Origin of the sequence: Streptomyces sp. NBC_01808 (assembly GCF_035917395.1) — a bacterium.
GTDB lineage: Bacteria > Actinomycetota > Actinomycetes > Streptomycetales > Streptomycetaceae > Streptomyces.
This window is the reverse complement of record NZ_CP109072.1, coordinates 6,562,043-6,585,035: the sequence shown is the minus strand read 5'-3', so window position 1 is coordinate 6,585,035 and position 22,993 is coordinate 6,562,043. Positions and strand designations below refer to the sequence as shown.

General features: G+C 74.4%; 16 protein-coding genes. 4 read left to right on the top strand and 12 right to left on the bottom strand.

The genetic code is table 11. The features are described from left to right. Positions 1-22: 22 nt before the first annotated feature. The gene (locus OG946_RS29045) at positions 23-862 is read right to left on the bottom strand and encodes a S1 family peptidase (protein ID WP_326798923.1); all 840 of its coding nucleotides are present in this window, start codon (positions 860-862) and stop codon (positions 23-25) included. A 212-nt stretch (positions 863-1,074) separates the two neighbouring features. On the opposite strand from OG946_RS29045, the gene OG946_RS29040 reads away from it, so the two are divergent. Continuing rightward, positions 1,075-2,277 carry an IS110 family transposase gene (locus OG946_RS29040; RefSeq protein ID WP_326795825.1) on the top strand — a complete coding sequence of 401 codons (1,203 nt, stop codon included), beginning with the start codon at positions 1,075-1,077 and terminating at the stop codon, positions 2,275-2,277. Positions 2,278-2,475: 198 nt separating this feature from the next. Here the strand turns inward: OG946_RS29040 and OG946_RS29035 are convergent, their stop codons facing one another. The 7 genes from OG946_RS29035 to OG946_RS29005 form a co-directional block, all read right to left on the bottom strand. Beyond that, complete coding sequence (locus OG946_RS29035; RefSeq protein ID WP_326798922.1) at positions 2,476-4,857, bottom strand: hypothetical protein; 2,382 nt, start codon at positions 4,855-4,857, stop codon at positions 2,476-2,478. Continuing rightward, on the bottom strand, positions 4,832-5,785 hold the full coding sequence (locus OG946_RS29030) for a patatin-like phospholipase family protein (RefSeq protein WP_326798921.1): 954 nt from the start codon (positions 5,783-5,785) through the stop codon (positions 4,832-4,834). The genes OG946_RS29035 and OG946_RS29030 overlap by 26 nt, the downstream gene beginning before the upstream one ends. A gap of 278 nt (positions 5,786-6,063) precedes the next feature. Continuing rightward, the gene (locus OG946_RS29025) at positions 6,064-7,653 is read right to left on the bottom strand and encodes an RNA polymerase sigma factor (RefSeq protein ID WP_326798920.1); all 1,590 of its coding nucleotides are present in this window, start codon (positions 7,651-7,653) and stop codon (positions 6,064-6,066) included. A 772-nt stretch (positions 7,654-8,425) separates the two neighbouring features. After that, positions 8,426-9,430: a FadR/GntR family transcriptional regulator gene (locus tag OG946_RS29020; protein WP_326798919.1), complete on the bottom strand. Its 1,005-nt coding sequence runs from the start codon at positions 9,428-9,430 to the stop codon at positions 8,426-8,428. 67 nt (positions 9,431-9,497) lie between these two features. Next, entirely contained in the window at positions 9,498-11,432 is a 1,935-nt protein-coding gene (locus tag OG946_RS29015; protein WP_326798918.1) for an ATP-binding cassette domain-containing protein, read from the bottom strand. A gap of 275 nt (positions 11,433-11,707) precedes the next feature. Continuing rightward, positions 11,708-12,463, bottom strand: coding sequence for an NUDIX hydrolase (locus tag OG946_RS29010; protein ID WP_326798917.1), 756 nt, complete (start codon positions 12,461-12,463; stop codon positions 11,708-11,710). A 151-nt stretch (positions 12,464-12,614) separates the two neighbouring features. Then, positions 12,615-13,451, bottom strand: coding sequence for an SDR family NAD(P)-dependent oxidoreductase (locus tag OG946_RS29005; RefSeq protein WP_326798916.1), 837 nt, complete (start codon positions 13,449-13,451; stop codon positions 12,615-12,617). Between the two features lie 115 nt (positions 13,452-13,566). Here OG946_RS29005 and OG946_RS29000 point away from each other — a divergent pair, with 115 nt between their 5' ends. Further along, on the top strand, positions 13,567-14,223 hold the full coding sequence (locus OG946_RS29000; RefSeq protein WP_326798915.1) for a TetR/AcrR family transcriptional regulator: 657 nt from the start codon (positions 13,567-13,569) through the stop codon (positions 14,221-14,223). A gap of 30 nt (positions 14,224-14,253) precedes the next feature. Here the strand turns inward: OG946_RS29000 and OG946_RS28995 are convergent, their stop codons facing one another. Next, positions 14,254-16,557 (bottom strand): glycogen debranching N-terminal domain-containing protein, encoded by a 2,304-nt coding sequence (locus OG946_RS28995; RefSeq protein WP_326800394.1) that lies wholly within the window; start codon positions 16,555-16,557, stop codon positions 14,254-14,256. Between the two features lie 211 nt (positions 16,558-16,768). Continuing rightward, positions 16,769-18,064, bottom strand: coding sequence for a DUF4192 domain-containing protein (locus OG946_RS28990; protein WP_326798914.1), 1,296 nt, complete (start codon positions 18,062-18,064; stop codon positions 16,769-16,771). 197 nt (positions 18,065-18,261) lie between these two features. Between OG946_RS28990 and OG946_RS28985 the strand changes: the two genes are divergently transcribed. Beyond that, on the top strand, positions 18,262-19,131 hold the full coding sequence (locus OG946_RS28985; protein WP_326798913.1) for an SAM-dependent methyltransferase: 870 nt from the start codon (positions 18,262-18,264) through the stop codon (positions 19,129-19,131). A gap of 52 nt (positions 19,132-19,183) precedes the next feature. Here OG946_RS28985 and OG946_RS28980 read toward each other — a convergent pair whose 3' ends face one another. Next, on the bottom strand, positions 19,184-21,343 hold the full coding sequence (locus OG946_RS28980) for a RecQ family ATP-dependent DNA helicase (RefSeq protein WP_326798912.1): 2,160 nt from the start codon (positions 21,341-21,343) through the stop codon (positions 19,184-19,186). Between the two features lie 352 nt (positions 21,344-21,695). On the opposite strand from OG946_RS28980, the gene OG946_RS28975 reads away from it, so the two are divergent. Further along, positions 21,696-22,346, top strand: coding sequence for a hypothetical protein (locus tag OG946_RS28975; protein WP_326798911.1), 651 nt, complete (start codon positions 21,696-21,698; stop codon positions 22,344-22,346). A 36-nt stretch (positions 22,347-22,382) separates the two neighbouring features. Here the strand turns inward: OG946_RS28975 and OG946_RS28970 are convergent, their stop codons facing one another. After that, positions 22,383-22,967: a hypothetical protein gene (locus OG946_RS28970; protein ID WP_326798910.1), complete on the bottom strand. Its 585-nt coding sequence runs from the start codon at positions 22,965-22,967 to the stop codon at positions 22,383-22,385. Positions 22,968-22,993 lie beyond the last annotated feature (26 nt).

The window sequence follows — 22,993 nt, the reverse complement described above, 5'->3', positions numbered from 1 at the left end:
CCCTGGGGGGCGTCTGCGGTCCTCAGGGGGCCTTGACGGGCCCGTGTGCCGTGACGGTCTTCACGGCCGCCGAGATGCGCGTATAGACGCCGGGACGGCCCTTCTCACCGCAGCCCCCGCCCCACGAGACCAGGCCCACCAGCCGGCCCTTCACGACCAGCGGACCGCCGCTGTCGCCCTGGCATGCGTCAGGACCGCCGCGCATCAGCCCCGCGCAGACCATCGACGCGGCCACGTAGCGGCCGTCGGGACTCCCCGGGTACGCCCGCTCGCAGACCGTGTCCGGCAGCACCTCGACGTCGGCGGCGTGCAGCCTCGTGGGGTAGCTGGCGTTCCCCGCGGTGTCCCCCCAGCCGTAGACCCGCGCGGGCGAGCCCGGCTCGTACGCCGGGTCGTCCGGCTTCTCCGCCAGCTTCAGGAAGGCCGTGGTCTCGGCCGGGCGCTTGAGCCGCAGCACGGCGAGGTCGCCGGCGTTGGTCCAGGCGTCGTAGTCGGGGTTCACCCAGACCTTTTCGAGGGCGAATTCCTCGCCCTCGGTGCCCGCGAGGTCACCGCGGCCGGCCACGACGGCCAGGTCGCCGACCTTGCTCCAGTGCTCGCCCAGGGTCTCCTCGGCGAGGCAGTGCGCGGCGGTCAGCACCACCTTCGGGGACACCAGCACGCCGGCGCAGAACTGCCCCGACCGCTCGTCGCCGAAGAGCTTCCGGCTGGTCAGCGCGACCGTCCAGGGGCTGTCGTCGATGGCCACCGGGTGCCCGCCCACCACCACGCCGTCCGCCGCCGCCGGCGGCGCCTGCCCGAGCACGGCCGGGGGCAGCAGCGCGGCGACGACGGCGGCGATCGAGCGAAGACGCGGGTACATGGGGTCTCCGTAAGTTGTTGGGCGGCCCGGGAGGGCCGGATGTGGCTTATGGGTTCTTGCCTTCAGTGGCTTCCAAGGAGTGGCCGTCCGGTTCTCCGGGGCGCCCTGGCTGCTGATTGAGATGTGCGCGCTGTGTGCGGTCGCTGATTACGGAGATGACAGCGGGGTGTTCCTCGGGCCGGCGGCATGCTGTACGGAACGAGGAGGGGCGAGTGAGTAAGCGACAGGTCCGGGTCTGGGCCGGTATCGACGCGGGCAAGGGCCATCACTGGGCCGCGGTGGTCGACGACACCGGCGCCACGCTGTGGTCGAAGAAGATCGACAACGACGAGTCCGCGATCCTGACCGCGCTGGGGGAGATCCTCGGCCTGGCGGACGAGGTCTGCTGGGCGGTGGACATTGCCGGCACGTCCTCCGCGCTGCTGCTGGCTCTGCTCGCCGCCCACGGCCAGCGGGCCGTCTACGTGCCCGGCCGCACGGTCAACCGCATGGCCGGGGCTTACCGGGGCGAGGCCAAGACCGACGCCCGTGACGCCTACGTCATCGCCGAAACCGCCCGCCACCGCCGGGACTTCGCCACGATCGACGTGCCCGCGCAGCTGGCCGCCGACCTCGCACTGCTGACCGCCCACCGCGCCGACCTGGTCGCCGACCGGGTGCGGATGATCAACCGGCTCCGCGACATGCTGACCGGCGTCTTCCCCGCGCTGGAACGGGCCTTCGACTACTCCGCCCACAAAGGTGCGCTGGTCCTGCTGACGGGCTACCAGACACCGGCCGCGATCCGGCGCCGTGGCCGGGCGAGACTGACGGCCTGGCTGGCCAACCGCAGCGTGCGCGGCGCCGACGCCGTTGCCGCGACCGCACTGGATGCCGCCCAGGCACAGCAGACCGCGCTGCCCGGCGAGGACGTCGCCGCTCAGCTCGTCGCCGACCTGGCCACGCAGATCCTGGCCCTGGACGACCGGCTCAAGCAGATCGACAAGCAGATCCGTGAGGTGTTCCGCAGCCACCCCCAAGCCGAGATCATCGAGTCCCTGCCCGGCATGGGCCCGATCCTCGGCGCCGAGTTCATCGTCGCCGCCGGCGACCTGACCGCCTACACCGACGCCGGCCACCTCGCCTCCGCAGCCGGCCTCGTGCCCGTCCCACGCGACTCCGGCCGGCGCACCGGCAACATGCACCGGCCCAAGCGCTACAGCCGCCGCCTGCGACGGGTGTTCTACCTCTCCGCGCAGACCAGCATCATCCGCGAAGGCCCGAACCGGGACTTCTACCTCAAGAAGCGCGGCGAAGGCTGCAAACACGTCCAGGCCGTCATCGCCCTGGCCCGCCGACGCGCCAGCGTCTTGTGGGCACTCCTGCGCGACAACCGAGCATTCACCCCCGCCCCGCCGGCCACGCAGACGGCTTGACTTCATCATTGAGACTCCCTGACGGCGTGAGGCTTGGGCGGTCGTGCACTACAGCCTCATTCAGCAGGGCGCGGGCCGCACCTCAGTCGCGCCGCCCGCGGGCCCCCGGGATTCCCGCGTGACCTGCGGCAACGCCGGTCCGGCGGGGGCGTGGCATCCGAACGACCCGCGCCCCCGGGAGGTGCCCGGGGGCCGCGGTCACGGCGCCGCCGGTGCCGCCGCCGGGGACGACGTCACCGCGGGTGCCGCCGTCGCCGCCGGGGCCGGCAGGTGGCGCAGCCGTTCGGAGGCGAGACAGGCGCGGGTCAGGATGGTCCGTACCTCGTCGGCGGCGCTGCCGCTGCACCGGGCGAGGTAGAAGATCACGATGTTGATGGCGGCCACCGACCCGGCGTAGATGTAGACGTCCTTCGCCGTACCGACGTAGATCGACAGCCCGATGCCCCAGCAGGCCACGCTGTAGAAGCCGGCCGTGAGCGTCCAGCTGTAGAGCGCGTCGAGACCGGCGATCCGGCCCTGGGGCACGGTGCCCAGTTGCCTGCCGCGGGCCTCGGCGACGGCGGCGCGGGCGAAGACCAGGCAGGCGGCGTTGCACAGCGCGGTGGAGAGGATGCCGATGGCGGTGCAGATGGGCCACCAGTCGCGGTGGAACAGCGTGGTCGACAGCACCAGCACGGCGGGGATCAGGGTGAACAGCCGCATCGCGACCTCGGCCAGGACCGCCCGCCGGCTCAGCCGCCCCTGCTCCCGGCCCGCGACCAGCGGGGTGAGACCGGCGAAGAGGTTCTGGTAGTACCGGGCACCGGCCAGCAGGAAGCTCATGCCGACCAGCCGCACCGGCGCGTTGGCGGAGTGGTCGGGGATGGTGTAGCCGTCCAGCCGCAGCCAGTCGAGCAGCGGGAGTTCCTCCTCGCCGGCGCTGTTGGTGCGTTGCAGCAGGGTGATGTAGTTGTTGCCCCAGCTCCAGTTGAGGTCGCGCAGCCAGTACGTGATGACGATGCTCGCCGCGACGTACCAGGCCGCGGCCGACAGCCAGGAGAAGAAGAGCAGCCAGCGCACGTGCATGCCGCGGTGCGGGTCGTGGTACAGCGACTGGGTGCGCCGGATCCGCCACATCTGGAGCTGCTGCCTCGGCGCCCCGGCGAGCGGCGTGTACAGCCGGACGAAGCGGGTGCCGGCGCTCTGCACCCGGGTCGCCTCGACGGCCGCCAGCTCCTCCTCGTAGAAGTGGAGCAACTGCGGATAGAGCCGCTCCCCCGGCACGGGCCGGAACAGCAGCAGCCGGTTCTCCGGGACGGAGTCGGTGAGGTCCTCGATGAACCGCGCCAGCAGCGGCGTCTCGGCGTAGAAGGCGTCGGGTACGGTCACGGCGCGCGCGCCGGACCCGGCCGTCTCCCGGTGCTCGCTGCCGATCGCGATGAGGAGCTGCCCGACGGAGTACAGGTCCGCCTGCCGGGGGTCGACCACCATCGTCTCGCTGCGTACCTCGGGTGCCACGAACGCCGCGTCCGGTCCTCCGGAGCCCGGGACGGTGTGGGAGTAGAGGTAGTTGACGCCGAGGTCGATGAGGACGAAGCGGCGGCTCCCCGCACCCGTACCGCCGCCCGGTCCCGAACCCGATCCGCTGAGGATGATGTTGGACGGGGAGAGGTCGCCGTGGCGCAGGCCGCACCGGTCCAGTTCGTCCAGCACCCCCAGCAGCCGGGGCCCGAGGTCGCGCAGGAGATCGAGCCGGATGCGCGTGCTGTCCGGCTGCCGGCTCAGATACTCCGCCAGCGTCTCGCCGGGCACGAAGTCCATGAGGATCCACCGCCCGCTGCTCGCCCACGCACGGGCCAGCGGCAGCGCCTCGGTCGCCGCCTCCTCCCCCGCGCGGACGTCGCCGTAGGCGGAGCGGTACTCCCGGGTGGCCCGGACGATGGTCGGCACCCTCAGGTACGGGTAGACGATGCACTTGAGGGCGAACGGGATGCGCCTGCCGTGCGCCTGGCGCAGCGGGAGACCGGTCAGGATGAACGACGTCGTGCCGTGGCGGTGGAACCGCAGCGTCCCGATGTCGACTTCGCGCCACGCGTCGAGCGTCGCGGCGTCCTCGTCGGCGCTCCCCTCCACGTCCGGAATCGCGACGTCGGGCGCGTACAGCGTCCGTATCGCCTCCCGCACGGCCGGGTCCGCGACCGCCGGCACGCACAAGGCGGCGCAGTCGTGCGGCGTCCGCTCGCCCTGGTCGTAGCGGCGCTGGTAGGAGTGCGCCAGCGACACCAGGGTGAGGAGGAGCAGGCCGAGATATCCGCCGACCGCCCGGAACTCGGTGCGAAACGGCTCCGGGCGGCCGGCGAATTCCGTACGCCAGCGGGCCACCTCTTCGATGACCGATTCCCACGACTGCTCGAACTCGCCGCTAAAGCTGTGCGCCTCGAACGGCAGGCCGAAAAGGACCCGGCTCCAGTCCTCCCGGTCCCACTCGCATAACTCGTTCTCCGCCCGGGTCGCGGCGCCTGCCCCGCCCGGTGCGGGTGAAGTATCGGATAAGGCGCGGATGATCGCGCGGAGATTACGCGCGCTGCCGGTTGTGGGCATCGTCCTTCGTCACGATGGTCAGTTGGGGTACGGCGCGAATGCGGCCGTTCTTTATCAGCGCCGGGTCCTTGCCCTCGACGGCGCAGTACATCACCTCGTACCCGCCGCGGGCGCCGCCGAGAATCCGGCCGGGATCCAGCTCGTGCCGCTTGACCTGCGGCATCCACGACAGGGGCGCGAGGTCGAGCACGTACGGGGCGTCGCCCGGCTCCGTCATCCGCCGCTGCAGCATGAGGCGCTCGTCCCGGTAGCGCTCGATCGCCTCGCCGTAGCCCCGGCCGAGGCCGTCGCGGATGCGGTCGAGATGGCGGATGGCCCAGCGCTGCGAGACGGACAGCTTCTGCGCGGGCGGCTGGATGGGGCGGGTGCTCAGGGACAGCACGTGCGTGCAGCCGTCCGCCAGCGCCAGCTTGTACGGGTGCGGGGTGAGGACGCCGCCGTCGACGGCCCGGGAGCCGCGGAAGTCCGCGGTGCCGCGCAGCGCGACGGGGAGCCAGGCGCTGGCGACGAGGGCGGCCCGCAGGTCGGCGCGCGAGGTGAAGTCGGTGACGGCTTCGGTGCGGATGTCGTCCACGAGGGTGACGGCGACGTGCAGCCGCGTCGGGGAGGCGATGACCTTCTCGTACCCGAGGGGCTTGACGTTGTCCACGACCTCGAACGCGTAGTCCAGGTCCATGATGCGGCCGCGCAGCACGCGCCGGAAGTCGACGAACGTCCGGGTGGCGAGGTCGTCGTAGTAGATCGAAAGCGGATACCAGGTCTCGCCGTTGAGGAAGTAGGCGCTGTTGATGGCACCGGAAGAAGCGGAGTATATGGTGTCGAACGCCTGATTGAGCCCGCAATCCTCAAGGGCGCAGAGCATGGCCGCCGAGACGACGCCGCGGATGCCGCCCCCCTCGACGGCAAGCCCGATCTTGAGGTCGTCCACGGGCTTGTCGTGCGTATGTCCCTTTTCCCGGCGATGGCGTAAGGCAGCCAGCACAGGATGGTCCGCGTGCCACGGCATGGCACTACTCATGAGTCATGTCCTCCCTGAGGATCCGAGATTGTCACGCCCGGCAAGTGTCGTCAATTCCCGGAGAGTTCACGAATTCGTACCGGCTTCCGCACGTATCGCGGCCGCGGCGGCACGCCCCGCGCCACCGGCGAAGGAAAACGCCCCCGACCCGCGGCAGGGCAGGTCAGGGGCGCTGGAGGCCGCTCGGCTCAGTCGAGATAGTCGCGCAGCACCTGGGAGCGCGACGGGTGCCGCAGCTTCGACATGGTCTTGGACTCGATCTGGCGGATGCGCTCGCGCGTGACGCCGTACACCTTGCCGATCTCGTCCAGGGTCTTGGGCTGCCCGTCGGTGAGCCCGAAGCGCATGGAGACCACGCCCGCCTCGCGCTCGGAGAGCGTGTCGAGGACGGAGTGCAGTTGCTCCTGCAGCAGGGTGAAGCTGACCGCGTCGGCCGGCACGACCGCCTCGGAGTCCTCGATCAGGTCGCCGAACTCGCTGTCGCCGTCCTCGCCCAGCGGGGTGTGCAGGGAGATGGGCTCGCGGCCGTACTTCTGGACCTCGATGACCTTCTCCGGGGTCATGTCCAGCTCCTTGGCCAGCTCCTCCGGAGTGGGCTCGCGGCCCAGGTCCTGGAGCATCTGGCGCTGCACACGGGCCAGCTTGTTGATGACCTCGACCATGTGCACCGGGATGCGGATGGTACGGGCCTGGTCGGCCATCGCGCGGGTGATCGCCTGCCGGATCCACCAGGTGGCGTACGTGGAGAACTTGTAGCCCTTGGTGTAGTCGAACTTCTCGACGGCGCGGATCAGACCGAGGTTGCCCTCCTGGATGAGGTCCAGGAAGAGCATGCCGCGGCCCGTGTAGCGCTTGGCGAGGGAGACCACGAGGCGGAGGTTGGCCTCCAGCAGGTGGTTCTTCGCGCGGCGGCCGTCCTCGGCGATGATCTCCAGCTCGCGGCGGAGCTTCGGCGCCAGCTTGTCGGCGGCGGCGAGCTTGTCCTCGGCGAAGAGGCCGGCCTCGATGCGCTTGGCGAGCTCCACCTCCTGCTCGGCGTTGAGCAGGGGGACCTTGCCGATCTGCTTCAGGTAGTCCTTGACCGGGTCTGCGGTGGCTCCGGCCGCGGCGACCTGCTGCGCGGGGGCGTCGTCCTCGTCCTCGTCGGAGAGCACGAAGCCCTCCGCCTCGGCCTCGGCCGGCGGCTCCTCCTTCTCCAGGGAGCCGTCGTCCGGGCCCTCGGAGCCGGACTCGCCGTCCTTGGCCGCGCCCTTCTTGCCGGCCGCCTTCTTGGCCGGGGCCTTCTTCGCCGCGGTCTTCTTGGCGGCCACCTTCTTGGCGGTGGTCTTCTTGGCGGCGGCCTTCTTCTCCGGCTCGTCCGCCGGGTCGCCCAGGCCCGCGGGCACCGGATCGTCCATGGGGGCCTCCTGGACCGCGTGCGCCGTGGCCGTGGCCGTCGGCTTCTTCGTCGCGGTCTTGGCGGGGACGGCTTGCTTGGCGACCGCCTTGGTGGCGGTCCGTTTCGCCGGGGTCTTCGCCGGCACGCTCTTGCGGGTGCGCTTGGGCGCCTCTGCGGCACTGACCATCAGTGTCACACCCTCCTCTTCGAGGATCTGATTGAGGCTGCGCAGGACGCTCTTCCACTGGGTGGGCGGAATCTGGTCAACCTCGAAGGCACGACGCACGTCATCACCGGCGATCTGCCCTTCGGCCTTCCCCCGCTCGATGAGTGCCATCACGGACTCAGCTTCGGCGATCTCCGGCGGGAGCGTACGGGATGTGCTGGCCGACACGAACAACCTCTCGAAACGATGGGAACGACCGGTGGCGGGGATGGACCACCGGCGTAGAGGCGGAACCGCGATACGTGCGCCACCACCTCTTAGGTCATCGCGCCTTCCCGCACAGCGTTACGCCCAATCCACGTGGCCCAGGTCACAATCTACTGCCACCGGCGCGGCGGCACGAAAGCCGCCCGGCAGGCGCCGGCCCGTCCGGGCGCCCGGAGGGCGTGCGGACGCCCGGGCGGAGCGCGGCGTACGCCCGCCGTCCGGCGGTTGTGCGCCGGTGGGCGCGGGGCGTGCGGGGCCGGTGGGGCCGGGTACGGCCGGGTGGGTGCCCGGGCGGGTGGTCCGGCGGCGTTCCGGGATCTCCGGGGGGGTGTCCTGCGGATGTCCGGGGGTGTCCGGGTGGTCTCCGGGGGTCTCGTACGGGCCGGGGCGCGGGCGTCGCGGTACGTGCCCGGGTGGCTGCCCGGACGCGTCGTCCGGGGCCCGTCCGGGGGGTCTCCCGGGCCGCCCCTGCGGTGTGGGGTGTCCCGGGGCCCGCGCCTGCGGTCGGCTGCTGCGACCCGGCCCGGCCGGGGCCGGCTCGGGTGTCCGGGGGCCGCCGCGCGGTGGGCTCGGGTGTCCCGGCCGCCAGGCGGGTGGGCTCCGGGGTCCCGGGCCGCCAGGCGGGTGGGAGAGTCCTGCCGGGGCGCGGCGCCGCCGTCCCCCGGCGGGGGCCGGCGGCGGTGCCGGGGCGCGTACCGACGGGGGCGCGGGGCCGGGGCCTCGCGCCCGTACCCCGCCGTCAGTGCTCGCGCGGCGCCGGCACGACGCGGTCGCCCGCGCCGATCTCGGTGTGCACACCCAGCAACTGCCGCATCGCCGACTCGGCCGCGGCGCCGTCGCCGCTGCCCAGCGCCTCCACGATGTGCACGTGGTGGGTGACGGCCTGCTCACTCGGGCGGTCGCAGCCGCCGGCGGGGCCGCCGGAGACCTGCAGCGCCGCGGTGACCACGCCGGCCAGGTGCTCCAGCATCCGGTTCCCCGCGACCTGCAGGACCAGCGCGTGGAACTCGGCGTCGGCGCGGGCGAACGTGACCGTGTCGCCCTGCACCAGCGCGTGGCTCATGATCTCGGCCATGTCCGTCAGCCGCTGCTGGACGGCGCCGCGGCCGTGGCCCGCCGCGAGCCTGGCGGCCAGCGGCTCGATCGTCCAGCGCAGCTCGCACAGCTCCCGGCGCTGGTCCTCGCGCTGCGGGCCGAAGGCCCGCCACTCGATGATGTCCGGGTCGAGCAGGTTCCAGTCGCTGACCGGGCGGACCCGGGTGCCGACGTTGGGGCGGGCGCTGACGAGGCCCTTGGCCTCCAGCACACGCAGGGACTCGCGCACCACGGTGCGGGAGACCTCGAAGCGCTGCCCGATCTCCTCGGGCACGAGCGGGCGGTCGGCGCCCAGATCGCCCGAGACGATCATCTGGCCGAGCTGCTGGACGAGTTGGCCGTGGAGGCCGCGGCCCCGGCTGGTCGCCGCGCGGCGGCCGACGCGGCCGATCTCGGGCTCACCGGTGTCCCACGCGGGCGGCGCGGGGGCGGCGGGCGGCGCGGCGGGGCCGGGGGCGGCGGCAGGGGGGACGGGAGCGGCGGGGGCGGCGGCCGCGGGGCCGTCGGGGAACGGGTAGCGGTCCAGATCCCCGTGGCCGGCGAAACCGGACTCGGAGGAGCGGGCCGTCATCATGGTCTGCGCAAGGGTACTCACGAAACCTTTGTCGGCGGACGTCCCGGCCGCCTTGAGGGCTTTGGTGAAAAGCACACGAAAGGGTGATCGCCCAGCGCCCCTCCATTGACGCCGCGGCGACCTCAAACCGGTGGGAAACCGGCTATTCACCAGGTGAGTTGAAAACCCTCCGTACGAAACTCGGACACCCGCTCCGCTCCAGCGCGCGCCCCAGGGATCGGGCCCGGCCCGCGGTCAGGACGTACGCCCCGAGGAGGGCGCCGAGCGACAACACCAGCGCATGTCCGAAAGGTTGGGCGGGCACGCCGAACACGCCGCCGAGGTGCAGTCCGCTGCCGGGCCGCGGGATGTGCAGCACACGCATGAGCTGCACCGGGAGTTCTCCGAGGCGGCGTACGGCACCGGTGTCGGCGAGCGCGTGGATGCCGGGGGCGACGGCGACGGGCACGGTGAGCACGGCGGCCAGCCCCAGCGACGCCGACGTGAACAGCCCGGCGGCCAGCACCCCGGTCCAGGCGCAGCCCACCGTCACGCCCGCCCAGCTCAGCAGCTGCAGACCGCCGTCCGCGGGCATGTCCACGACGTCGCCGAAGAGCACGAGCAGCGCCGTCGCGTCCGCGAGCAGCACCGCGACGAAGAGGAGCAGCGCCACGGCCGTGCTCACGGCGAGCTTGGCGAAGAGCAGGCCGAGGCGGCGCGGCACGGCGCCGACGGCCGGGGTGAGCGAGGGGAAGCTGAACTCCTGGCCGAAGGCGTGCGCGCCGAGCAGCCCGGCGCCGATCGCGGCGGGCGGCAGCGGGAAGACCGGCGCCCAGCCGGTGAGCATGCGGACGGCGGGGGCGTCGGAGACGGCGGAGCCGCCCGCGGAGTGCGCGAGGAGGGCGGCGCCGGCGATGGAGGCGGCGAGGGTGCCGGCGGCGGCGACGCGGGGCAGCCGGGAGCCGGAGGCGGCGCGGCGCAGCTCGTAGCGCAGGGGGTGGGCGGGGCCGGGGAGCCAGCGGCGGCGCAGCGGTCCTGCGAGGGGGGCGTCGTCGGGGCCGGCCACGGGGGCGGGGATGAAGGTGCCGGCGGGCGGGGTGTCGCCGGCGGCCGGCGGCTCGGCGCCGGTGTCAGTGCCGGGTTCTAGGGTGGCCGTGGTGGTGGGGGTGCGGGTGGCCGCGGGCGCGGCGGCTTCGGGGGTGGCGGCTTCGGGGGTGGCGGTGAGGACGGACTCGTGGGAGGAGTCGGTGAGTTGATGGAGCAGGATGCCGTTGCGGTACGCGAGTTCGCCGACGGCCGCGCTGTCGGTGCCGTAGACGGCCAGGGCACCGCCGTCGCGCCGTACCACCTCGATGCGCCGTTCCGGCGTGCTCGCCTGCCGCGTCAGATAACTGGCGAACCGCTCGGACTGCGGCGTCCTGATCAGGACGCAGGGGCGCAGCCGCAGCCGGGCGAAGTCGTCGGCCTCCTCGTCGGCGACGAGCCGGCCGGCCCGCAGCGTCAGCACCCGGTCGGCGAAGCGGGCGGCGACGCGCGGCTGGGCGGTGGCGAGCACGACGCAGACGCCGGCGGCGGCCAGCTCGCGCAGCAGGGCGTAGTAGAACGCCGCCTCGCGGCGCGGCAGATCGCGTACGGGGTCGTCGAGCAGCAGGGAGTGCGGCTGGCCGAGGAGCGCGGTGGCGAGGCCGAGGCGGCGGTCCATGCTGAGGGAGAGGGCGTCGAGCCGGTCGTCGGCGAGCGCGTCGAGGCCGACGTGGGTGAGCAGGGCGTCGGCACGGGCCGCGGGGACGCCCACGGCGGCGGCGAGCATGCGCAGGTGGCTGAGCACGGTGCGGGCGGGGTGTCCCGCGACGTCGCCGAGCACGGCGCCGACCTCGCGGGCGGGGGCGGGGAGCCGGCTCAGCGGGCGGCCGTCGTACAGCGCGATGCCGCGGCCGCTGTCCAACTGGAGCATGAGGCGCAGCGCGGCGGTCTTGCCGGCGCCGGGCTCGCCGAGCAGCGCGGTGACGGTGCCCGCCTCGGCCTCGAACGTGAGGTCGCGCACGGCCGGCGGGCGGCCGCCGCGGGGCCTGCTCGTGAGTCCGATGGCCTGGATCACCACGCCTCCCTAAATCGGTTGATATCCGACATATAGGGATGATTGCGCAGGAGGCGCGCCGAGACCGGGATTTCACCCCGGGGCGCGGTGCGGCGTCGCGGATGTGTGCTCGTACGACTCGTATGCCCGGAGGGGCGTAGCCCGGGGGCCCGCCGGCCCGGGACTGGGTGCCCCCGTGCTGTGCGGGGCGTGCCGCTCGGGCCTGCCGGAGCCGGCTGCGCGGACGCGCGGTGAGGGAGGCGCGGTGAGGGACGGGGTGTGCTGCCCGGTGGTGCTCAGACCTCGGGGCGCAGCATCGGGGGGTTGAGGATCGTGGCGCCGCCGGCCTGGAAGAGCTGCGCGGGACGGCCGCCCTGGCGGGTGGTGGTGCCGCCGGTGGGCAGCAGGAAGCCGGGGGTGCCGGTGACCTTGCGGTGGAAGTTGCGCGGGTCCAGGGCGACGCCCCACACCGCCTCGTACACCCGGCGCAGCTCCCCGACCGTGAACTCCTGCGGACAGAAGGCCGTGGCCAGCGACGAGTACTCGATCTTCGACCGGGCCCGCTCCACGCCGTCGGCCAGGATCCGGCGGTGGTCGAAGGCCAGCGGCGGGTGCTCCCCGTCGTCGTCGGCGGGGCCGATGAGGGTCTCGATGGGCGCCCACCGGGCGCCGCCGACGTCGCCGCCGGCGCGCGGCGCGGGAAGGTCCGGCGCCAGCACGAGGTGGGCGACGCTCACCACGCGCATCCGCGGGTCGCGCTTCGGATCGCCGTAGGTGGCGAGCTGTTCGAGGTGCGCGGCGTGCGCCGGGGTGTCCTCCTCCACCGGGCCGTGCGCGTGCAGGCCGGTCTCCTCCGCGAGTTCACGCGCCGCCGCCTCGGTCAGGTCCTCCTCCTCGCGTACGAAACCGCCGGGCAGCGCCCACCGGCCCTGAAAGGGGGCCTCACCGCGGCGGACGATCAGGGCGCTCAGCGCGTGCCGGCGCACGGTGAGCACGACCAGGTCGACGGTCACGGCGAACGGCGGGTAGGCGGACGGCTCGTAGGGGGGCATGGCGGGGATCTTAGTCGTCTGCCTGACGATAATCAGGACTTCGCGCGGAGACCGACCGGACGCGGTTCCACGGGCTTGCTGCGTGATCACAAGCGGCGAGGACGATCGCCGATTGCCCGTCCTCCGTTTCCCGCGCTCCGGTCCCGTGCCCTCACACCGAGTCCACCAGTTCCTGCGTGAGACGGTGCAGGCGCAGCGCGTCCTCCCGGCGGAACGCCGGGCCGTCCGAGGGCAGGCGGCGACCGGTGCGGTAGGCGGTGAAGGACTCGGCCGGAGGGTCGTCGAGCAGGGGGGTCATCCGTTCGACGGCCTTCGGCACGGACCTGGCGAAGACGGCGAAGGACGCCTTGGTGAGGGTGCGCAGCGGCTGCGGAAGGTGGTGGGGCATGCCGGTGGACACCACGCCGGGGTGGTAGCCGATGTAGCGGACCGGTGTGTCGGCGTACACGGCGGCGAAGGCCGCTCCGAGCAGGTCGTTGGCACGGAAGGACTGCAGGGTCGCCTTGAAGCCGCTGTAGCGGCGGGTCAGTTGCGGGTCGTCCCAGTGGATGCGCCCCAGCGGGGTGCCGGGGGTGCCGACGTTCATGATGACCGGTCGCGGCGCGGATTCCAGCGCCCCGCGGAGGCCGTGGCTGAGGACGTACCGGCTCAGGTAGGCGAGAGCGAAGCTGCGCTCGAACCCCTCCCGGGTGACGGTGCGCGCGCCGAAGAGCCGGTAGCGCTGGGCGCACAGGACGAGTTTGTCCACGGCGGGGCAGGCGCGCTCGATCTCGGTGACGAGATCCCTGGCCGACGAGACCGAGGTCAGGTCGGTCCGCAGGAAGGTGACGCGGCCCTCGGCCGCGGCGGTCGCCGCCTCGGCCAGCAGTGCCTCCCCCTTGGCGGGCGTACTGCCGACGGCGATGACCCTCGCTCCGCGGCGCAGGTAGTGCAGCGCAAGCCCTTTGCCGAGCCCGTCGGTTCCTCCGGTGATGACCACTGTCTGCATCCCTGGCACTCCTCCGGCTATCCGGATACTCGCTATCCGCTTACGCGGACCGTACCACGAACCGGATATAGTGCATCCGCTTGAGCTCTGGTCCCATCGGCGGAGGAGGCGGTCCGTGAGCAGGCCGAAGGAAGGGCCGGAATCGGCCGCGGCAGGGGCACGTCCACTGCGTCGGGACGCCGAGCTCAACCGGCAGCGCATCCTGCGGGCGGGCCGCGAGGTCTTCGCCGCACGTGGGCTCCAGGCCACGCTCAACGACGTCGCGCACCACGCCGGCCTCGGAGTCGGCACCGTCTACCGGAAATTCCCCGACAAGCAGGCGCTCGCGGAGTGTGTCTTCGCCGAAGAACTCGGCGAAATCGCGGCGATGGCGCGGCAGGCACTGGAGGAGGATGACGGCTTCGCCGCGCTGTCCGGGTTCCTCGAAAGATCCCTGGAGCGGGCCGCCCGCAACCGCGGGCTGCGCGAATTGATGCGCAACGGCACCGTCGAGGGCGCCGAAGTCGCGCGGGCGAGGCAGGAGATCGCCTCGCACAGCGAAAGTCTCGTGGCGCGGGCACGCGCCCAGGGAACGCTGCGCGACGGCGTCACCGAGGCCGACATCGCACCAATCGCCGCGATGATCGACGCCGTGATGGCCCTTCCCGGCCCTTCCGAACAGTGGCGGCGTTACCTGGCGGTCATCCTCGACGGACTCCGCGCCCACCCGGAACACCCACTACTGCCCACTCCGGGTGGCACCCACCGGCCTCGCCTTTCACCGGGCGCATGACGAGGATGTCGCCGGCCACGGGGCGGCGGTTCAGGAGCCGAGTTGGAAGCCGGGGGCGACCTCTTCGACGACGGCGAGGCCGAGGCGGCTGACCCGTACGGCGAAAGGCTCTTCGGCCAGCCGCCAGCCCGTGAGCTGCACCGCGCCCAGCGGGGCCGTGGCCGGCGGACGGGCGGCGACGGTACCGGCGGGGATGTCGGGGGCGACGCCGGCGAGCGCGGTGAGGATGTGCACCGCGGCGGCGGCCGCGACGGCGGAAGGGCGGCAGGCGGCCGGGTGCGGGAGCGGGGCACCGCCCGCGGTGCGCTGGTCGCCCGCGTACATCTCGGGGAGGTGGTGGCCGAAGTGGCCTGCGGCGTCGAGAAATCCGCGGAGGAGGGCGCCGGCCTCCTTGTCGTAGCCGGCGGTGAAGAGGCCGGCGACGGCGACGGCGGTCTCGTGGACGTGCACGGCGCCGGCGCGGTGGCCGAAGGGGTTGAAGCCGGGCTCTGCGGCGCCGAGGCTGCGCAGGCCCCAGCCGGAGTCGAGGGCGGGGCCGCCGAGGAGGTGGGCGAGCTGACCGGTCTGCGCCTTGTCGAGGAGGCCGGGTGCGCTGTCGGCGACGGGGGCGGCATTGCCGTCGGGAGAGGCGGGCGCGGCGGTGTCGGGGGTGGCGTTGCCGTTGGCGGGGGCGCAGCCGAGGGCATCGGCCGCGGTCGGCAGGAGGTGGGCGGCGGGGCTGCCGAGGTGGGTGAGCGGACGGCCGTCGGGGGCCAGGGCCGCCGCGGGCCTGCCGCCTGCGACGTCCTCGGTCCAGAAGACGGCGCGGAACCGCTCGCGCAGGGCCGCGGCCCACTGGCGCCACTCGGCAGCTCCGGGACGGCCGCAGACATCGAGCAGTTCGGCGCCGAGGAGGGCGGCGCGGTGGGCGTGGGCCTGGGTCTCGCAGCGGTACGGGCCGCCGGGAGCGGGGTCGGGGACGAAGCCGCGGTCGTCCGCGGCAGCGCGCAGCCACGCGAGGCAGCGCTCGGCGGCGGGCAGGAGCCCGTCGAGATCCCGCTCCGGCAGCCCCCAGCGGCGGGCCTCGGCGAGCACGGCGGGAAAGAGGAGGGTGGCCTCGACGCCGGTGGCGGCCGGGGGCAGGTGCGGTCCTGAGTCCCGGAGGGTGCCGGGCAGCCGCGCCGGTTCCTGAGCCCCGGCGGCGGGGGCCGCCGGCCAGGTGCGGGCGACGGCGCGCAGGGTGCCGGCGGCCAGGCGCGTACCCAGCGGCAGGAGCATGCGGGCGGCCCAGAGCGCGTCGGCAGGCGCCAGCGCGCAACGCCACGGCACCCCGGCGACGAGGTGCACGTCGGCCGGCTCGGCGGGATCGCGGAGCAGCAGGGTCCGCAGGTCGTCGAGCGCGGTGTCCAGCAACGGGGCGACTCGCGGATCGTCGCCCGCCGCGGCGGCGGCCGGCGACCACGGCACCGGCGGCAGCTCCCGCGGGGCCGCCTGATCCGTCCCGATCCGCAGCTCCAGCGTTCGCGACCCGCCCGGCGCCAACTCCAGTTGCCACCGCAGCAACCCGGCCGCGGCGATCACGTCGTCGGGCGGCGGCTCCGCAGTGACCAGGGCCCCCACCCCGGGGGCCCCACCCCCACCCCCTCCCCCTCCGCCGCTTCCTTCGGCGCTCCGCACCCCGCCGCCGGGCACCGCCGCGGCCCCACGCCCGCCGCTCCTGTGGGCCGTGCCGCCGCGCACACCGTCTCCACGCACCGCGCCACCGCGCACACCGCCGCCGCGCGCGGCACCGCCGTGCGTCTCGGCGCCGCCGTGTGCACCGGCGGCGGGCGCCCCACCGCCGGGCGCGGTGCCGGTCCGCGCCGGGTCCGTGGCGCGTGCCCCTGCTCCCCCGGCGTCCGCGGGTGCGGCGTCCGGCTCGCGGCCGGGGTCCGCGAGGGCCGGGAGCGGGCGCCAGCGCAGGCCCGACTCGTGGACGCTGGCCGGGACTTCGCGGCGGTCGTGTCCGGCGGCGACCGCGCTCAGCTCGGCGAGGTCCGTGCCCAGCTCGGCCTCCAGCGTCAGGCGCAGTACGCGGGTGGAGCTGCTGTGCAGCGTGATCCGCTCGACCCCGGCGGCGTGCCGCACCCGCTCCACGACCACGGCGGGGTCCGGCCCCGCCTCGGCGCCGGTGCGCACTGTGCCCACGAAGCGCACCCGGTCCGCGCCCGCCCGGCGCCCCTGCACCGGCAGCGGCTCGACGCCGCCCACCCGCAGTTGCAGCCGTCCGACCAGCCGGCGCCCCGCCCGGTAGAACCCTTCGAGTCCGTGGCCGTCGAGCTGGCCGTGGCGGGCGGAGACGGCGAACGCCGGCATGGCGACGCAGACGAGCACGTCGTGCGCGGGGCCGGGCACGGGTGGCCGCTGACGCGGGAGATGGGGGGTGGGAGACACGCGGCAGTCCTCTCGGGAAGCCGTGGACGGACAAGGCGACGACCGGCCGCCGCCGTGAGAACGCCCGCAAGCCCCTCCAGGTCACGCCGACGGCCCGTCGGCCGCCCCACACCGCGCCCTCATACCGTCATCGCTACTCCTTGCTCCGCACGTCGCGGCGCCGGACGGTGCGGCGCGACGTGCGGCGGCCGGGCGGACGGCGGGAGCCGCGGTTCGACGGCTGGGCCGGCGGCAGGCACAGCGGTCGCGCCCGCGACCGGGACGGCGCCGGCGCCGGCCGCTGGGAGCGCAGCTCCGCCGGCACCGGCGAGACGGCCTCCTGGGCGCGGCGCTGGCGGCGCAGGGAGCGCCGCAACGGCTCCGGGTCCAGGCCCTCGTTGATCGCCTGGTGGAGCAGCCGGGCGAACAGGTATTCCGGATCGGATGCCAGGGCGCAGCCGAGGGCGACGCGGGCCGCCGCCTCGTCGCCGCTCGACCACGCCACCCAGCCGGCGAGCGTCAGCGGCGCCGCGGCGTGCTCCACATACGCTCCGATGCAGCGGCGGGACAGCGCCCGCCACAGCCGCAGCGCGCCCGCCCCCTCCTCGCCTTCCATCCGCTCGGCGGCGCGGTCGCGGGTGAGCCGGTCCTGGAGCCCGACGATGAGGGCCGCGCACTCGTCGTCGGTGAGCAGCCTGTCGTCCCGCTCATCAGTGTCCGCCGCCGCCTCCCCCGCGGGCGGCGGAGCGTCGGTGAGCCGGGCGATCAGCCGGTCCGTCAGCGCCAGGGTCTCGGCGCGCACGGTCTCGCGGCCGGCCTGCTCCAGGATCCGGGGCACGAGCGAGCCGCCGGCCGCGTCGAACGCCCGGGTCTGCCGGTCGACGTCCGGGTGCCGGGGCGCGATCCTGCCCTCCAGCGCGCGCAGCGACCCTGGCCGCTGCACGCCCGCGTAGGCCGCGGCGGCGGCCATGGCGGAGCTGCCGGGCGGGACCAGCTCCGTGCCCTCCGGTGGACAGCAGCGCTCGTCCGGGCAGAGGTAGGACCAGAAGCGCCCGGCGGAGATGCACAACGCCTCGACGACCGGCACCTCCAGACGCCCGCAGGCCACGCGGAGCCGCTGGGCGAGCGAGCGCAGCCGCTCCATCACCTCGCGCGGGTGCTCGCCCGCGCCGGGGTCCTGGCAGAGGAAGACGACGATGCCGTCCGGCTTGTCGCCCCGCTTCGCGCTGCCCTCGATGAGGCACTCCGCGAGCTGGGCGGCCACGTCTGGCCAGCCGTCCCGGTCCGGCGGAATGCCGAGGCGCAGCCGGCCGCCGAACCGTCCGTGCTCGCCGTGCAGCGCGGCGAGGACGACGCTGTCGTCCGGGTGGAAGCCCATCAGGTACGGCAGGGCGTCCGCCAGCTCGGCCGGGCTGCGGAGCACGACCTGCGTTTCGTTGTGCGTTGTCATGGCTTGAGGGTTTCGTGTCTCCGCGAGATCCGCGACCCCTGTGGATAACCCCTGGCAGGGGCATGCCATCACCCTCCCGGACCTGGGGAATCCGGCCAACCCGGGGGTTGGCCGGTTCGGTTCGGGCTCCCGGCTCAGGCGGCCTCTACGGTGACGCGAGGAAGGCGACGTACGCCGACACGAAGGGGCAACGCGCCATGGCATCCGACGCGCACGACAGCAACCTCGCTCCCCCGTCGCCCGAGGAGGTCGGTTCCGCGTACGACCGGTTCGGCCCGCTGTACGACCTGACACAGGGCACCGCCGCCATCCACGTCGGCCGGTGGTCGGCGGACGACGCGGGCCTGCCCGCGACCTCGCTCGGGGAGCTGGCCGACCAGGCGATGAACCGGCAGACCGACTACTACATCGACGCCCTGGCACCCGGTGAGACCGACCACGTGCTCGACATCGGCAGCGGCACGGGCGGTCCCGCCGTGCGTCTTGCGGAGCGCACCGGCGCGCGGGTCACGGGGATCACCGTCAGCGAGACGCAGGTCGCCCGCTCCCGGAAGCGGGCCGCCGCCGCGTCGCTCACGGACCGCGTGACGTTCGCCCTCAACGACGCGCTGGAACTCCCCTACGAGGACGCCTCGTTCGACGCCGCCTGGGCCATCGACTCCTTCGCCCACATCGCCGACCGGCTGCGCGGACTGCGCCAGGCGTGGCGTGTGCTGCCGCGCGGCGGGCGGTTCCTGATGACGGAGTTCACCCGCCGCGGTGAACCGTCGCGCGCGCAGTTGGACACGTTCCGGCAGGTCTGGACGTCGCCGCCGCCGCTGCCGCTGGCGGAAGGGCTGCGGCTGGCGTACGAGGCGGGCTTCGAGCTCGTGCGGCTGGAGAACCAGACCCACGACGTCATCATGAACGCCGAGGTCATGACCGTTCTCTACCGGGACCACCACGACGAGATCCGGGAGCGCTACGGGCTGGAGACGACCGCGGCGATGGATGCGTCGATCCCGCTGTTCCGCACCTTCGTCCGCGACCATCTCGGCTACTTCGTCTACCTCCTGCGCAAGCCGTAGCCAGCCGCGCGGCCGGTGCGGTGCGGCTGCCCGGCGCCGTCGTCGCGCTCGCTCAGCCGCTCGCCGCGAGGACCAGCGGCAGCACCCCCTCGGCGCCCGCCCGCCGCAGCAGCCGGGCCGCGACGGCGAGGGTCCAGCCGGAGTCGGTGTAGTCGTCGACGAGCAGTACCGGGCCCGGGTTGTCCGCCAGGGCGGCGGCGAGGTCGTCGGAGACGGCGAAGGTGCCCGTCAGGGTGGCGAGCCGCTGGGCGGAGTTGCTGCGGCGCACGGCGTGGCCGGCGTCCGGGTCCGCGTACGCCAGCGTGCCGAGATACGGCAGCCGTCCGACCGTGGCGATGCCCCGGGCGAGCGAGTCGACCAGCAGCGGCCGGGACGTGGACGGCACCGCGACGACGCCCACCGGCCGCGCCGGGGCGTCCGCCCCACCGGCCGCCCAGCCGCCCGGTGAGCGCGCCCAGTCGGCGAGCACGTCGACCGCCGCCCGCAGCACGTCGTCCGGCACGGGCGCATCGGGGGTGTTCGGCGCGAGCAGCGGCCGCAGCCTGTTGCCCCAGCCGATGTCGGAGAGGCGTCCCAGCGCCCGCCCGGTGGCGCCCTGCTCACCCGCCGGGATACGGCCCTTGAGGTCGATACCCAGCGCGGCCATGCCGGTCGGCCACATCCGGCGCGGCTCGACCTCGGTCCCCGGCCGGTCCAGCTCCTTCTCGGCCCCCGTCAGCGCTCCCGCCGAGACGCCCGCATCGACCCACGGGCCCGCGCAGTTGTCGCAGCGCCCGCACGGCTCCGCCCCCTCGTCGTCCAACTGCGCGCGCAGGAACTCCATACGGCAGCCCGGCGTGCTCAGGTAGTCCCGCATGGCCTGCTGCTCGGCTGCGCGCTGCCGCGCCACCCACGCGTACCGCTCGGTGTCGTACTCCCATTCGCGACCGGTGGCCGTCCAGCCGCCCTTGACCCGCCGGACCGCCCCGTCGACGTCGAGCACCTTGAGCATCGTCTCCAGCCGCGTACGCCTGAGGTCGACGGCCGCCTCCAGGGCCGGGACGGACAGCGGGCGGCCGGCGTCCGCGAGCGCGGCGAGGGTCTGGCGGACCAGCGCTTCCGGCGGGAAGGCGGTGTCGGCGAAGTAGCGCCAGATGGCCTCGTCCTCCCGGCCCGGCAGCAGCAGCACGTCTGCGTGGTCGACGCCGCGGCCGGCGCGGCCCACCTGCTGGTAGTACGCGATCGGCGAGGATGGCGAGCCGAGGTGGACGACGAAGCCCAGGTCCGGCTTGTCGAACCCCATGCCCAGCGCGGACGTGGCGACCAGCGCCTTGACCCGGTTCGCCAGCAGGTCCTCCTCGGCCTGCAGCCGGTCGGCGTTCTCCGTGCGCCCCGTGTACGAGGCCACGGGGAAGCCGCGCTGCCGCAGAAAGGCGGCGGCCTCCTCGGCGGCGGCGACGGTCAGCGCGTAGACGATCCCGGAGCCCGGCAGCTCGCCCAGGTGCTCGGCGAGCCAGGCGAGGCGGTGCGCCGCGTCGGCCAGCCGGACCACGCCGAGCCGCAGGCTCTCCCGGTCCAGCGGGCCGCGCAGCACCAGGGCCTCGCCGCCGCCGGTGCCGAGCTGCTCGGCGACGTCGGCGGTCACGCGCGCGTTCGCCGTCGCGGTGGTCGCCAGCACGGGCACGCCCTGGGGCAGGTCGGCGAGCATGGCGCGCAGCCGCCGGTAGTCGGGGCGGAAGTCGTGGCCCCAGTCGGAGATGCAGTGCGCCTCGTCGACGACGAGGAGGCCGGTCGTGGCGGCCAGCTCGGGCAGCAGCCGGTCGCGGAAGTCCACGGAGTTCAGCCGCTCGGGGCTGACGAGGAGCACGTCGGTCTCCCCGCGCTCGACCTCCTCGTGGATGGCGCCCCACTCCTCGGGGTTGGCCGAGTTGATCGTACGGGCCCGGATGCCGGCCCGCGCCGCGGCCTCGACCTGGTTGCGCATCAGCGCCAGCAGCGGCGACACGATCACCGTGGGGCCCCCGCCGCGGCGGCGCAGCAGCGCGGTGGCGACGAAATACACCGCCGACTTGCCCCAGCCGGTGCGCTGCACCACCAGCGCGCGGCGACGCTCGCGCACGAGGGCGTCCACGGCCTGCCACTGGTCCTCCCGCAGCCGGGCCGGGCCGCCGGGGTCGCCGACGAGCCCGGCGAGAACGGCGTCGGCTTCGGCGCGCGGCTCCTGATCGTCCATGCCCCCATGCAACCCGATGGCACCGACAGTCAGCCACCTCACGCACGGTGATTACTGCTGTTACGCAGTTGGTCAGCGGTTGGACAGCGCGAGGACGCCGGCTCGCCCACAGCCGGAAAGCGGCCAGGCAACCGCCGCCGCGGGGCCCGAAAGCGGCCCGTACCGCAGCCGGCCGGCGGCCGGAGAAGATGGACCTGTCGACAATGCCGCATTGCCGCAGGCCAGTTCGGCGGGGAGAATTGAGGTTCGCTCCCAGCGCCGGCCCGGTCCCCCGGGCTGCTCGACGCTGCGCGCCCACGCCCGTTCGCCCCCGCCGTGCGTTCCGTACGCCCGCAGCCCCCAGGGAGGGCCCTTGGTCTTCGGCCCCGCCACCGGCGACACCGGCCCGTCCGGCCGCATCCTCGAACCTGCCGAGTGGGCCGCGGCCGGCATCCCGCTCCTGCGCAACCCCCGCGAGATCGTCACCGGCCTGCACGCCCGCCACCGGCCGGCGCCGCAGACGGCCGTGATCGCCGTACTCGACCCCGACGAGCGGCTGCGCGCGAGCGCGTCGCTCGCGCGCCGCGAGGCGGGCCGCCCGGAGGCCGCACCGGACGGCTGGGACCTGCGCAACGCGCTGCTGGCCCGGCTCCGCCGGGTCATCCCCCACGACCTGCGCCGCCGCTTCCCGGTCCGTACGGCGGTGCTGCTGTACTGCCGCACCGGGGACGCCGGCTGGACGGAGGAGGACGGCGCGTGGATGTGGGGGCTGCGGGACGCCTGCACGCTGCACGGGCTGCGCTGCGGCGCGTACATCACGCTCACCGGCGGCGGCTGGCAGGTGCTGGGCGAGGGCCGCGGCGGCCGCCGACCCTACGCGGACGGGCCGCCGGCGGACGGGGAGTTCACCGCGGACGCCCCCGCGCCCGAGTTCGGTACGGCCCCGGGCCCGCGGGCGCTGCAGCAGCCGGAGGCGGCGCAGCGGGACGCGGACGCGGAACCGACCATCTCGTGGGCGGTCTGAGCCGCCCGCGCTCCGCCCGCGGGCGGAGCGCGGCGATCAGGCCGAGACGCCCAGGACGCCGTTGATGTAGTCCGCGTCGCCGCAGAGGATCAGCAGCGCCGCCGCGCGCGTCATGGCCGCCGGCAGCGCCGCGGCCGTCGCCTCGTCACCGCCGCCGTTGACGGCGACGACGACCACCGGCCGCCGGGCCAGCCGCTCCGAGGCAGCGGCGGCCGCGTAGAAGACGTCGTCCCCCGCGGCTTCCTGCGCCCAGTAGCCCTCCTCGCCGAACGACAACTCGTGCGCCGCCCACGGGTGCGGATCGCCGGTGGTGAGGACGAGGATCTCGGCCGGCGCGCGGCCGGACTCCAGCAGCAGGTCGACGGCTTCGTCGGCGGCGTCGACGGCACCTTCGGGCGTCGCGGGGATCAGTTGGAGCTGCGGCCCGGCGGCGGGCCTGCCCTGGCCGCCGGCGGGTGCGGGACGGGCGCCGGGCGCGGTGGCGCCGGGGGCGCGGCCGCCGGGGCCGGAACGGGAGCCGCCACGCGGCCGTACGGGTCGGGGGCCTGGGATGGGACGAGGGGGCACGCTGCGGCCCGGGACGCTCTCCTGGGTGGGAGAGTCCTCGGCAGGGAGAGGCATGGGCGCATGTCTATCAAATGGCTGTG